Source organism: Pseudomonas sp. FJ2-5-13, assembly GCF_029201605.1.
In the GTDB taxonomy this organism is placed as follows: Bacteria; Pseudomonadota; Gammaproteobacteria; order Pseudomonadales; family Pseudomonadaceae; genus Aquipseudomonas; species Aquipseudomonas lactis.
On sequence record NZ_CP104045.1, the window covers coordinates 4,787,480 to 4,800,421 of the forward strand.

General features: G+C 61.4%; 11 protein-coding genes. 8 read left to right on the forward strand and 3 right to left on the reverse strand.

The genetic code is table 11. The features are described from left to right. The first annotated feature begins 139 nt into the window (after positions 1-139). From N2A98_RS21130 to N2A98_RS21155, 6 genes are read left to right on the forward strand one after another with little or no spacing between them, the layout of a single operon-like run. Complete coding sequence (locus N2A98_RS21130) at positions 140-832, forward strand: RDD family protein (protein WP_044267870.1); 693 nt, start codon at positions 140-142, stop codon at positions 830-832. Beyond that, the gene (locus N2A98_RS21135; RefSeq protein WP_047711679.1) at positions 829-1,809 is read left to right on the forward strand and encodes a stage II sporulation protein M; all 981 of its coding nucleotides are present in this window, start codon (positions 829-831) and stop codon (positions 1,807-1,809) included. Before N2A98_RS21130 ends, N2A98_RS21135 begins: the two co-directional genes overlap by 4 nt. Beyond that, complete coding sequence (locus tag N2A98_RS21140) at positions 1,796-3,325, forward strand: DUF4129 domain-containing protein (protein ID WP_275622601.1); 1,530 nt, start codon at positions 1,796-1,798, stop codon at positions 3,323-3,325. Before N2A98_RS21135 ends, N2A98_RS21140 begins: the two co-directional genes overlap by 14 nt. Beyond that, on the forward strand, positions 3,322-4,479 hold the full coding sequence (locus tag N2A98_RS21145; protein ID WP_275622602.1) for a DUF4350 domain-containing protein: 1,158 nt from the start codon (positions 3,322-3,324) through the stop codon (positions 4,477-4,479). Before N2A98_RS21140 ends, N2A98_RS21145 begins: the two co-directional genes overlap by 4 nt. Then, positions 4,476-5,471 carry a MoxR family ATPase gene (locus N2A98_RS21150; RefSeq protein WP_275622603.1) on the forward strand — a complete coding sequence of 332 codons (996 nt, stop codon included), beginning with the start codon at positions 4,476-4,478 and terminating at the stop codon, positions 5,469-5,471. Before N2A98_RS21145 ends, N2A98_RS21150 begins: the two co-directional genes overlap by 4 nt. Positions 5,472-5,478: 7 nt before the next feature. Next, positions 5,479-6,810 (forward strand): DUF58 domain-containing protein, encoded by a 1,332-nt coding sequence (locus N2A98_RS21155; protein ID WP_275622604.1) that lies wholly within the window; start codon positions 5,479-5,481, stop codon positions 6,808-6,810. A 52-nt stretch (positions 6,811-6,862) separates the two neighbouring features. Here N2A98_RS21155 and N2A98_RS21160 read toward each other — a convergent pair whose 3' ends face one another. Both N2A98_RS21160 and N2A98_RS21165 read right to left on the reverse strand, forming a co-directional pair. Next, positions 6,863-7,222: a PilZ domain-containing protein gene (locus N2A98_RS21160; RefSeq protein ID WP_044267885.1), complete on the reverse strand. Its 360-nt coding sequence runs from the start codon at positions 7,220-7,222 to the stop codon at positions 6,863-6,865. A gap of 222 nt (positions 7,223-7,444) precedes the next feature. Then, positions 7,445-7,819, reverse strand: coding sequence for a hypothetical protein (locus tag N2A98_RS21165; RefSeq protein ID WP_003193903.1), 375 nt, complete (start codon positions 7,817-7,819; stop codon positions 7,445-7,447). 173 nt (positions 7,820-7,992) lie between these two features. On the opposite strand from N2A98_RS21165, the gene pyk reads away from it, so the two are divergent. Continuing rightward, a complete protein-coding gene (gene pyk, locus N2A98_RS21170; RefSeq protein ID WP_003193904.1) occupies positions 7,993-9,444 on the forward strand; it encodes a pyruvate kinase in 1,452 nt (483 codons plus the stop codon). Positions 9,445-10,017: 573 nt separating this feature from the next. Here the strand turns inward: pyk and N2A98_RS21175 are convergent. Then, complete coding sequence (locus N2A98_RS21175; RefSeq protein WP_275622605.1) at positions 10,018-10,959, reverse strand: iron-sulfur-binding ferredoxin reductase; 942 nt, start codon at positions 10,957-10,959, stop codon at positions 10,018-10,020. A gap of 332 nt (positions 10,960-11,291) precedes the next feature. Between N2A98_RS21175 and N2A98_RS21180 the strand changes: the two genes are divergently transcribed. Further along, positions 11,292-12,815, forward strand: a complete 1,524-nt coding sequence (locus N2A98_RS21180) for a fumarate hydratase (protein ID WP_003193907.1) — start codon at positions 11,292-11,294, stop codon at positions 12,813-12,815. Positions 12,816-12,942 lie beyond the last annotated feature (127 nt).

Sequence of the window (12,942 nt, forward strand, 5' to 3'; positions counted from 1 at the left end):
AAGTCTAGGCGCTGCAAGGCGTTTGGGGCCAGCGATACCTTACTGTATAAATATCCAGAAAAACCTCGGGTGGTTGCTTCCATCCTCGACACTGCTAGCATCCGTGTCTCTAAGTCGCCTCGCACTGCCAAGGATCGCAATGCCATCAACGCCTTTGGATACCCATTATCAGATAGAAACGCCGGAGGGCATCGACCTGCCCCTGCGCCCTGCTGGCCTGCCCTCCCGGGCATTGGCCTTTGCATTCGACCTGGGCGTGCGCGGGATCATCATGGGTATCCTGCTGGTGCCGCTGGCGTTGCTCGGCAATGTAGGGGTCGGGCTGGGTTCGCTGCTGCTGTTCCTGGTGAGCTGGTGGTACATGGTGTTGTTCGAAGTGCTCAACCAGGGCTGCTCGCCGGGCAAACAGGTCATGGGCCTGCGCGTGGTGCAAGATGACGGCACGCCCATCGGCTGGTCGGCATCGCTGATCCGCAACCTGCTGCGTTTTGTCGACATGCTGCCCTTCGGTTATTTCCTCGGCGCGATCAGTTGCCTGCAGCATCCGCACTTCAAGCGGCTCGGCGACCTGGCGGCCGGTACGCTGGTGGTGTACCGCGAACTGCCGCTGGCACGCCCAAGCATCCCTCAAGCACCCGCCCTGCGCCTGCCCTTCGCCCTGGAGTTGAGCGAACAGCGAGCCATCCTCGGTTTCGCCGAACGCCAGGCCGAGCTCTCGGCCGAACGAGTGCATGAACTGGCCGCCATCCTCGCAGGGCCCCTGCAAGTGTCTGCGCCGCGCGCCGTGGAGCAACTCAACGGTGTAGCCCGTGGTTTGTTGGGGCCGACATGAAACAGAGCCTTTTTGAAAGCCGCCACCAGCACCAATGGCAAACCTTCGCGGAGCAGTTGACGCAACTGGAGCAAGGTAAAGCCAAGGCCGCCGACGTTGCCGACTTCCCGCATCAATATCGACGCCTGTGCCAACACCTGGCCCTGGCTCAGCAACGCGGCTACAGCAGTTACCTGGTCGACCCGTTGCAACAACTGGCGCTGCGCGGCCATCAACAACTGTATCGCCATCGCAGCCAACTGACGGCGAACATACTGGCGTTTCTTCTGGCCGGCTTCCCGCGCCTGGTACGCGAACAGTGGCGCTTTGTGCTGATCGCCGGCCTGCTGTTCTTTGGCAGCCTGGTGGGGATAGCCCTGCTGGTGTACCTGTTCCCGGACCTTGTCTACAGCATCATCAGCCCCCAGCAAGTGGCCGAGATGCAGGGCATGTACAACCCCGACGCCAGCCGCTTGGGCCGCGCGGCCGAACGTGCCTCCAGCGAAGACTGGATGATGTTTGGCTATTACGTGATGCACAACATCGGCATCGCCTTCCAGACCTTTGCCGCCGGCCTGTTATTCGGCCTGGGCAGTGTGTTCTTCCTGATTTTCAACGGTCTGGTCATAGGTGCGGTCTCCGGGCACCTTACCGATATCGGCTATGGCCAGACCTTCTGGTCGTTTGTCATTGGTCACGGCGCATTCGAGTTGACCGCCATCACACTGGCCGGTGCCGCAGGCTTGCAACTGGGCTGGTCATTGGTCGCCCCCGGGCGCTTGGCGCGCAGAGAGGCCCTGCGCCTGGCCGCGCGCAAAAGCGTACGGATGCTTTGCGGTGTCATGGTCTTCCTGTTGATCGCAGCCTTTATCGAAGCCTACTGGTCCTCAACCACCCGCATTGAGCCCTGGATCAAATACGCAGTAGGCGTCGCGCTCTGGCTGCTGGTGGCCGCTTACCTGACCCTGGCCGGGCGGAGTCGCCATGCGCCTGACTGACGCCAGCGTGGTGATTCGCCCGCGCACTTCCTGGGAAGCCATGGACCTGGGGGTGCTGATGGCCAGGGAACACCGCGCCCTGCTGATGGGCAGTTGGGCGCTGGTGAGCCTGCCGGTATTCAGCCTGTTGACAGTGCTGCTCTGGAATTACCCGTCTGTGGCCATGTTCCTGTTCTGGTGGCTCAAGCCGGCCTTCGACCGCTTACCGTTGTACATTCTGTCCAAGGCCCTGTTTGGTGAGCCCCCCAGCCTCAAACAGGCCGTTCGCCATTGGCCGCAGTTGCTCAAAGGGCAGCTGTTCGCCAGCCTGACCTGGCGGCGGCTGAGCATGAGCCGCAGCTTCACCCTACCCGTCAGCCAACTGGAAGGCTTGGACGGTGACGCACGTCAACGACGCCTTGGGGTGTTGTTGCAACGAAACGCTGGCGCCGCACGCTGGCTGACAACGATCGGCGTGCACCTGGAAATCGGCCTGTGGTTTGGCGCCATGGCCCTGTTCTATCTCTTCATACCGCAACAGATCGAACTGGACTGGGACTGGCAACGACTGATATTGGCGTCAGGCTCGGACGTGCTTTGGCTGGAGCACCTGAGCAATGCCTTCTATGCCTTGGTTCTGGTGTTCTGGGAACCTATCTATGTCGCCTGTGGCTTCAGCCTGTACCTGAACCGCCGCACGGTGCTGGAGGCCTGGGACCTGGAGCTGGTATTCCGTCGCCTGCGCCAGCGCCTGAGCAACGTCGCACCGCTGTTGTTGCTGGTCGTCGGCTTGGCGCTGCTACACGTCAGCCCACCCGCCATGGCAGATGAAGCTACAGCCCATAAGCCCCTCAGCACCCAGGCCGCCAGCCAATCCATCCAGGCATTGCTGGAAAAGCCCCCCTTCAAGAACCCGGAAACCGTCACACGCTATCGGTTTGGTGAGGAAAAAGCGCCGGTTAAAAACACGGCCAAGGGCGACGGCAAATTACCTGGTTGGCTCCAGGCACTGCTCGACAACTTCAACAGCGACACCTTCAAATACGTCGCCAAAATCTTGGAAATACTGCTCTGGAGCCTTGTGATTGGCGGCCTGGCCCTGGTGTGCTGGCGTTACCGTGAATGGTTGCGCACCTTCGTCAGCCGCCTTGGGCCCACTCGCACGGCCGCTCCCTCGCCCGTTCCCGCTCAGTTGTTCGGGCTAGAGCTGGGCACCGAGACATTGCCCGAAGATATCGCCAGTACCGCCGAGCAACTATGGCCCACCCAGCCCCGGGAAGCTCTTGGCCTGCTGTATCGCGGTTTGCTCAGCCGGCTGTTGCATGAGTTCGACCTGCCACTGACAAGCGCCGATACCGAGGGGCAGGTATTGGAGCGTATTCATCATTTGCAACAACCGCAGTTACTGGCGTTCAGCGACGAACTGACACGCCACTGGCAAAACCTGGCCTATGGTCACCGCCTACCGCCCTCTTCAGCCCAACAAAAACTGTGCAGCGACTGGCGTGCTCTTTTCAGTGACGGAGCGAGCCAATGAACCGGGCGTTATGGTGGGTAGCGCTGCTACTGGCGTGCCTGTTGGGTGCGGGCGGCCTATATGCCTGGCACAAGGTAATTCCCTACGAGGAAGTGGTAAATCGCGGCCCGTCACCAGAGGCACGCGCCAACCCTTACCTGGCCGCCGAGCACTTTTTGCGCCAGCAAGGCGTGGTGGTGGCGCATGCCAATGGCCTTGAACGACTCGCCGAACTGCCCGCCAAAGGCCATAGCCTGTTGCTGCTGGGGGAGCGCAGCAGCATGACCCCACGCCAGGTCGAACAACTGCTGGGCTGGGCAAAAGCCGGCGGCCACCTGCTCTTGGTCGCCGAGGCATTATGGGATGAAGAAACCGGCACTAGCGGTGACTTGCTGCTTGATCGCCTCACTGTGCGCCAAACCTTGAGCGACACCTTCGACGAACCCGCGCCACCGCGTAAAAAAACCAAGCCGGACCTGACCAAGCTGTATGTCGACAACGAAACGGCACCGGCCTATTTCAGTTTTGACACCGACTTCAACCTCACCGACCCCAAGCACCTGGCGCAGTTTTCCGCCAACAGCGCCAAGTCCAGCCACCTGATGCAACTTGACCTGGGGCAAGGCCGCGTCACGGTGATCACCGACAGCGACCTGTGGAAAACCGCGGATATCGGCAAACATGATAACGCCTGGTTGCTGTGGTATCTGAACCAGGGCACTGACGTCACCTTGCTGTTCAACAGCGACACGGACGATCTGTTTACCCTGTTGCTCCGTTATTTCCCCCAGGCCCTCGTCGCCCTGATTGCGCTGGTTGCCCTGGGGCTGTGGCAAGCAGGCATGCGCCACGGCCCGGTCCAGGCACCGGCGCCCAAGGCTCGTCGCCAGTTGCAGGAACACTTGAAGGCCAGCGCGGATTTCCTGTTGCGCCGCAGCGGCCAGGGCACGTTGTTGCAAGCCTTGCAACACGACATTCTGCGTGCAGCCCGGCGACGCCATCCTGGGTTTGAACACCTCGATGCGCCAGGGCAACGCCAAGTGCTGGAGCACCTTACGCGACAACCCCCTCATATCATCAGCCAGGCGTTAGAGCCTGTTGCGCTGAAGCGGCTTTCCAGCGCCGACTTCAGCCGACAGGTGGCGAGCCTGCAAACCCTCAGGAATGCCTTATGAGCGACTCTCCACTGGCCACCGCCCTGACCGCCGAGAACCTTCAGCATGCCAGCCAGCAGGCCCAGGCGCTGCGCGTGGAATTGCGCAAGGCCGTGATTGGCCAGGACCTTGTGATTGACGACGTGCTCACCGCTCTGATCGCAGGCGGCCACGTTCTGCTGGAAGGCGTGCCCGGCCTGGGCAAGACCTTGCTGGTACGCGCCCTGGCCCGCTGCTTTGGCGGTGATTTTGCCCGTATCCAGTTTACCCCGGACCTGATGCCCAGCGATGTCACCGGCCACGCCGTGTACGACTTGCAGACCGAACAGTTCAAACTGCGCAAGGGGCCGTTATTCACCCACCTGCTGCTGGCCGACGAGATCAACCGTGCACCGGCCAAAACCCAGGCAGCGCTTCTCGAAGCCATGCAGGAACGCCAAGTGACCCTTGAGGGTGAGGCATTACCCATCGGCCAACCCTTCATGGTGCTGGCGACCCAGAACCCCATCGAGCAGGAAGGCACCTACCCACTGCCCGAGGCCGAGCTGGACCGGTTCATGCTCAAGGTGCGAATGGACTACCCAGATGCTCTAAAAGAGCTGGATATGGTCCGCGAAGTGACGCGCTCGTCCAAGGCCGACATGCTGGAGGTACAGCCGTTGCGTACGGTGCTGCAAGCCGAGGACGTAGTAGCGATGCAGCAAATTGCCAGTGACCTGCCACTGGATGAACAGGTGCTCGACTACGCCGTGCGCCTGGCCCGTGCCACGCGCAGTTGGCCGGGGCTGGCCATCGGTGCCGGCCCCAGGGCCTCCATTGCCCTGGTACGCGGCGCCCGTGCCCGTGCGCTGTTGCGCGGTGGCGAATTCGTCACCCCCGATGACATCAAGGGCTGCGCCCTGGCAGTACTGCGTCACCGGGTACGCATCGCACCCGAACTGGACATCGACGGCCTTGAAGTCGACCAGGTGCTCCAGCAGTTACTCGACCAGATTGCAGCACCAAGGCAATGACGCGGCCATGAAACCGACTCGTCTGCTGCTGACCTGGCTGGGCGTTCTGCTCGGCTTGAACATCTTGCTGGGCACCTCGGCAGCGTTGCAGTTCAAAGTGCCCGCCACCTTGCATTCGGTAGCCTGGGGCCTGCTGCTGGCCCTGTTGCTGCTGGCGATGCTGGATGCTGCACGCTTGCGTCGCCGCCCTTCGGCCCGCGTGTACAGAACATTGCCTGGCAGCCTGGCGCTGGGGCGCTGGGAAGAAATACGCCTGTGCCTGGAGCACGACTATCCACAGCCACTGACCGTGCAGGTGTTCGATCACGTGCCCGATGGCCTGGCGGTGGATAGTCTGCCTCAATCCATTCAACTACGCCCCGGTGAACGTGCTGAGCTGGGCTATCGCGTGCGCCCCTTGCGGCGCGGGCACTTCCACTTCAGTCGCTGCGAGCTGCTGCTGCCCAGCCCATTGGGGCTGTGGTCGGCACGACGCTGGGTCGACACCCACGATGCCACCCGCGTTTACCCGGATTTCGCGCGCTTATACGGCGCGCAGTTGCGGGGTGTGGATAACTGGCTGAGCCAACTGGGCGTGCGCCAACATCAGCGGCGAGGATTGGGCCTGGAGTTTCACCAGCTGCGCGAGTTTCGTGAAGGCGACAGCCTGCGTCAGATCGACTGGAAAGCCACCGCCCGCCAACGAACGCCCATTGCCCGGGAATATCAGGATGAGCGCGACCAGCAAATCGTGTTCATGCTCGACTGCGGCCAGCACATGCGCAGCCAGGATGATGAGCTGTCCCATTTCGATCACGCCCTCAACGCATGCCTGCTGCTGAGCTACGTCGCCTTGCGCCAGGGCGATGCCGTAGGGCTGTGCACGTTCGCCAGCGACCCGCCGCGCTACCTGAAGCCGGTCAAGGGCAGTGGCCAATTGAATCTGTTGCTCAATGCGGTCTACGACCTGCAGACCACGCGAAAAACCGCCGACTACCAAATGGCCGCCAGCCAGTTGCTGGCGCGGCAAAAACGCCGGGCACTGGTGATCATCGTTACCAACCTGCGGGATGAGGAGGATGAAGCCTTGATGGCCGCCGTCCAGCGTATCGGTAGGCATCACCGGGTACTGGTGGCCAGTCTACGGGAGGAGGTCCTCGACCAACTACGCCAGGCCCCTGTGCAAACATTGCCCGAAGCGCTGGCTTACTGCGGCACGGTCGATTACCTCAATACCCGCAACCAACGCCATGATCGCTTGAGTGCCCATGGACTCTCGGTGCTGGATACCTTGCCATCGGCGCTGGGTGCCGGGCTGGTCACGCGCTATCTGGAATGGAAAAAGGCCGGGGTATTCTGAGGATGACTGCGCAGGGTCATGACCAGGAAACAGCCACGACCCCACGCATAATTCAGACAGAGGCCTGCAAAGGATAAAAGCTGAAGTACTGCAACAGCGCGTTGATCAGGTGTCCGTATTCTTCGGGCGCCTGAAGCACGCGGAACCCCGAGTCGTAATGCTGCGGGGTGACATCTTCGTGGCTCCACAAGCAGGTTGCCGTGAGGTCAATCGCCTTGAACTCGCCTTGAGCCACCGGCACTTTCAAGCGCAGCTCGAAATCCACCTCGGTCATCATGGGTAACGAGCTGATCAGCATCAGACCGTTTTCAGACACATTTCCAAGAAAGCCAATTGGCTTGTCAGTAATACGATTGAACACCTGCAAAAAATACGGCAGTTGATGCCGTTCGATCCGTCGTTCGGTAAACATGGTGAAGTCGCCATCCAATAGCCAAAAATCTGGCCGTGCCAGTGATTCGGAACAAGCAATCGCTCGCTCTCCCTGGATCTCGGTGTGACAACAGGTACCGCTTGTCACCAAACAGCTGCCGAATCCGGGCCTTGCATCCGTTCGAATGGGAAACTGCACAAACAGACATTCAAAGAATAGCGCAAGACTGGCGACCGGCCAGCTCTGAAGCGACAAATACCCTCACAGCGACGCAGGCCGTGGTTTTGCCAGGCCTGCAGCCGGCAGATGCCCCAATTGTTGCAAGGTATCGAGCCGCGCGCGGGCTCGATAGGCGTACTCGCTCGACGGGTAGTGGCCGATGATGAACTGATAGGTCTGTGCGGCATCGACAAACAGTTTCTGGCGTTCCAGGCACTGCCCGCGCAACATCGAAACCTCCGGTTGCACGTAGCGGCGGGTACGGCTCTCGCGATCGACCTGGGACAACTCCAGGGTGACACGCTGGCAATCACCGACCCCATAGGCGCGGTAAGCGTTGTTCAAATGGTGGTCCATCGACCAGCGGGTACAGCCGACAACACTGACGGCCAGGGCAGCAACGAGCAAAATTCGCATGGGGTTCTCCTGTCTTGTGCAGTGTATCGACCCCAGGTCGAAAATCTTCAAGGCGTTTGCCCATTCAACCGCAGCCAAAACAAGCCAATCGTCGATAAGTAGTGCAAACGAACAATGACTACAACGAAAGAGCATAGTAGCCTTCCCCAGCGCTTGAACTCAGGAGTCCGTGCATGTCCGTCCGTCGTACCAAAATCGTCGCCACCCTTGGCCCGGCCAGTAACTCGCCGGAAGTCCTCGAACAGCTGATTCTGGCTGGTTTGGACGTCGCCCGTCTGAACTTCTCCCACGGCACCCCGGACGAGCACAAGGCTCGCGCCAAGCTGGTGCGTGACCTCGCCGCCAAGCATGGCCGCTTCGTTGCACTCTTGGGCGACCTGCAAGGCCCGAAAATCCGTATCGCCAAATTCACCAACAAGCGGATCGAGCTGAAGATTGGTGACAAATTCACCTTCTCCACCAGCCACCCGCTGACCGAAGGCACCCAGGACGTGGTGGGCATCGACTACCCGGACCTGGTCAAGGACTGCGGCGTCGGTGACGAACTGCTGCTGGACGACGGCCGTGTGGTGATGCGCGTCGACACCGCCACGCCGACCGAACTGAACTGCACCGTGATCATCGGCGGCCCGCTGTCCGACCACAAAGGCATCAACCGTCGCGGTGGTGGCCTGACGGCGCCGGCCCTGACTGAAAAAGACAAGGCCGACATCAAGCTCGCCGCCGAAATGGAAGTGGACTACCTCGCCGTGTCCTTCCCGCGCGACGCCGCCGACATGGAATACGCTCGTAAGCTGCGCGACGAAGCCGGCGGTACCGCCTGGCTGGTGGCGAAGATCGAGCGCGCCGAAGCCGTGGCAGACGATGAAACCCTCGACGGCCTGATCAAGGCTTCCGATGCCGTGATGGTTGCCCGTGGCGACCTGGGCGTGGAAATCGGTGACGCCGAGCTGATCGGTATCCAGAAGAAGATCATCCTGCACGCACGCCGTCACAACAAAGCGGTGATCGTTGCGACCCAGATGATGGAGTCGATGATCCAGAACCCGATGCCGACCCGTGCCGAAGTGTCCGACGTGGCCAACGCCGTGCTCGACTACACCGACGCCGTGATGCTCTCGGCTGAAAGTGCCGCTGGCCCGTACCCGCTGGAGGCCGTGCAGGCCATGGCGCGTATCTGCGTCGGTGCCGAAAAGCACCCGACCAGCAAGACCTCCAGCCACCGCATCGGCAAGGTCTTCGAAAGCTGCGACCAGAGCATCGCCCTGGCTGCCATGTACACCGCCAACCACTTCCCGGGTGTCAAGGCGATCATCGCCTTGACCGAAAGTGGCTACACGCCGTTGATCATGTCGCGCATCCGCTCCTCGGTGCCGATCTACGCGTTCACCCCACACCGCGAAGCCCAGGCCCGCGCGGCCATGTTCCGTGGCGTGTACACCATCCCGTTCGACCCGGCGTCACTGGCGCCGAACGAAGTCAGCCAGAAGGCGATCGACGAGCTGGTTAAACGCGGCGTCGTGGAAAAAGGCGACTGGGTCATCCTGACCAAGGGCGACAGCTACCACACCACCGGTGGCACCAATGGCATGAAGATCCTGCATGTAGGCGACCCGCAGGTCTGAGTGACAGGCTGAAAAACAAAAGCCCCGCCATGTGAATGGCGGGGCTTTTTGCATTTCAATGCAGGCCAATGTGTTGAACTTCAGGGCCTCATCGCAGCATAGATATCTACACAACCCTGCAGCACTCAACGCTAACCACGATGCGAAGCGAGCCGCTCTTGCTCTTGCTCTGCCTGTGATCTTGATCTGCTTGTGATCTTGATCTCAGGCGCCCCGTTAAACCACGCTGGCCGGAATTCGACAGGGATTTGGGGGGTAAACCGGCAGGGATGCCGGTTTAGCCGCCCCGCGCCATGGATGGCGCGTGGCGGCGGCCCCCCCAAATCACTGGCGGATTACGGGCACACCGAGCCCAAGCGAGGTGCCGAGTGGTGGGGCAAGAGCGTTTTGCTTACTTTTGCGCTGTTCAAAAGTGAGCCGCCGTCAGGGCGGAACCCTAAGTGGCCGTTACCTAAACAACGGATATGTACCCGGTCCAACTGTGTTGACTGTTAGGCCGCCTTCGCAGGCAAGCCAGCTCCCACAGTGTCCGTGTCTAGTCAGACAATTCGGCCTACTGTGGGAGCTGGCTTTTCATAAAGTGGAAGGGCGGGACAGAAACACATCCGCCAGCCGTTGATTACGCGGCAGCCCTGCCAGGAACAAGCGCTTGGAAAAGGCCTCGACGCTGGTCGGGTGTCCGCAGAGCAAGGCCAGGGTGTGCCGGGAAACAAGCCGTAGTTGTGCCAATGCCGACTGCAACTGCGCTGTAGTCCATAGCTCCACGGTCAGGTTCCCATGCTGCGCGGCAAGCGCCGTCAGAGGTTCGGCCAGATAATGAGCCTCGGCCTCATGGGCCAGGTGAATCACGCGAATCTCGCCTTGATGATCCTGGCGCAGAGCCTCGCGCAACACGCCCCACAAGGGGCCCAGGCCGGTACCGGAAGCCAGCAGCCACAATGGCCGCGATTGCCAGTCAGGATCATAGTGCAGCGCTCCACCCCGCAGTTCGCCCAGCCGTAGAGGCTCACCGACCTTGAACTGTCGCGCGGCATCGCTGAATGCACCAGGCTGGCGGCACTCGATATGAAACTCCAGGTACGGCTCTTCCTGGGGCAAGCTCGCCAGGGAATACGGACGTGCCACCTGCCCCGCCCACAGCACCAGATGCTGCCCGGCGCTGTACCGCAGGGCACGTTCCGGTTGCAGGCGCAGACGCAGTACCGTCGAACTCAGCCAATCGACGCCCACCACCTGGGCGGGCAGGCCATCGCGCTGAGGGTCAAACGCTTCGACCTTCAGGTTTGCACTCACCCGGCACTGGCACGCCAGGCGCCAACCTTGCTGGCGCTGCGTCGGGCTCAGGGCGTCGGGCTGCTGGTCGTCAACCTCACCCTCGCAACGCACCAGGCACGCATGGCAACTGCCGGCCCGGCAACTGAAGGCCACGGCCACGCCCGCCTGATTCAAGGCATCCAGCAGGTTGCTGCCGGAGGTGACCGACCAGTGGCGTTCGCCGACGTACAGTTCAGGCATATAAGGACTCAATCATTGCAAAAGGCTAATCCATAATGCGGGTAGCGTTTGGTGGGAGCGGGCTTGCTCGCGAGGGCAGAGTATCAGCAACCACCTACGTCGAAGCGTACACCGCCTTCGCGAGCAAGCCCGCTCCCACATTGGCCTGTGTTCACACTCCTCAGAGTTTGACCATAGTCGGGTGTATCGGCCACCGTGCCGGGTTATACTGCCGCGCCTTTTTAGCGTCGCGCCTGCACCATTCTGGCGTGCCTTGGAAAGATGGCGTCAGCCGACCGATGCAACACTGACGCCATCTTTATTGAATGTTCCCTTATAGAGGAGCGCGACTCATGACCGTGATCAAGCAAGACGACCTGATTCAGAGCGTTGCCGACGCCCTGCAATTCATTTCCTACTACCACCCCGTTGACTTCATCCAGGCCATGCACGAAGCCTACCTGCGCGAAGAATCGCCGGCAGCCCGTGACTCCATCGCCCAGATCCTGATCAACTCGCGCATGTGTGCCACCGGCCACCGCCCGATCTGCCAGGACACCGGTATCGTCACCGTGTTCGTGCGCGTGGGTATGGACGTGCGTTGGGACGGCGCCACCATGGGCCTGGACGACATGATCAACGAAGGCGTGCGTCGCGCCTACAACCTGCCGGAAAACGTCCTGCGCGCCTCGATCCTCGCCGACCCGGCCGGTGCTCGCAAGAACACCAAGGACAACACCCCAGCGGTCATCCACTACTCCATCGTCCCGGGTAACACCGTGGAAGTGGACGTGGCGGCCAAGGGTGGCGGTTCCGAGAACAAGTCGAAAATGGCCATGCTCAACCCGTCCGACTCGATCGTCGACTGGGTGCTCAAGACCGTTCCGACCATGGGCGCCGGCTGGTGCCCACCGGGCATGCTCGGCATCGGCATCGGCGGCACCGCCGAGAAAGCCGCGGTAATGGCCAAGGAAGTGTTGATGGAGTCCATCGACATCCACGAGCTGAAAAAGCGCGGCCCGCAGAACCGTATCGAAGAAATGCGCCTGGAGCTGTTCGAGAAGGTCAACCAACTGGGCATCGGTGCCCAGGGCCTGGGTGGCCTGACCACCGTGCTCGACGTGAAGATCATGGACTACCCGACCCACGCCGCTTCCCTGCCGGTGTGCATGATCCCCAACTGCGCCGCCACCCGTCACGCGCACTTCGTGCTCGACGGCTCGGGCCCGGCGTCGCTGGAAGCGCCACCGCTGGACGCCTACCCGGAAATCGTCTGGGAAGCCGGCCCATCGGCCCGCCGCGTCAACCTCGACACCCTGACCCCGGAAGAAGTGCAGAGCTGGAAGCCGGGCGAAACCGTACTGCTCAACGGCAAGATGCTCACCGGTCGCGACGCGGCGCACAAGCGCATGGTCGAGATGCTGAACAAGGGCGAAACCTTGCCGGTGGACCTCAAGGGCCGCTTTATCTACTACGTCGGCCCGGTTGATCCGGTGCGCGAAGAAGTGGTTGGCCCAGCGGGCCCGACCACCGCGACGCGGATGGACAAGTTCACCCGCCAGATCCTCGAGCAAACCGGCCTGCTGGGCATGATCGGCAAATCCGAGCGCGGCCCGACCGCCATCGAAGCGATCAAGGACCACAAGGCCGTGTACCTGATGGCCGTGGGCGGCGCCGCTTACCTGGTGGCCCAAGCCATCAAGAAGTCGCGCGTGGTTGCCTTCGCCGAACTCGGCATGGAAGCCATCTACGAGTTCGACGTCAAAGACATGCCGGTCACCGTTGCCGTGGACAGCAAAGGTGAGTCCGTCCACATCACCGGTCCTGCCATCTGGCAGAAAAAGATCAGTGACAGCCTGGCGGTAGAAGTGCAGTAAGCACTTTCTCCCCAAGCATAAAGGCGACTGCGGCCCCATGGCCCAGTCGCCTTTTTTATGCCCTACCCACGATGCGAAGCGAGCCGCTCTTGATCTTGATCTGCTTGTGATCTTGATCTCAGGCGCC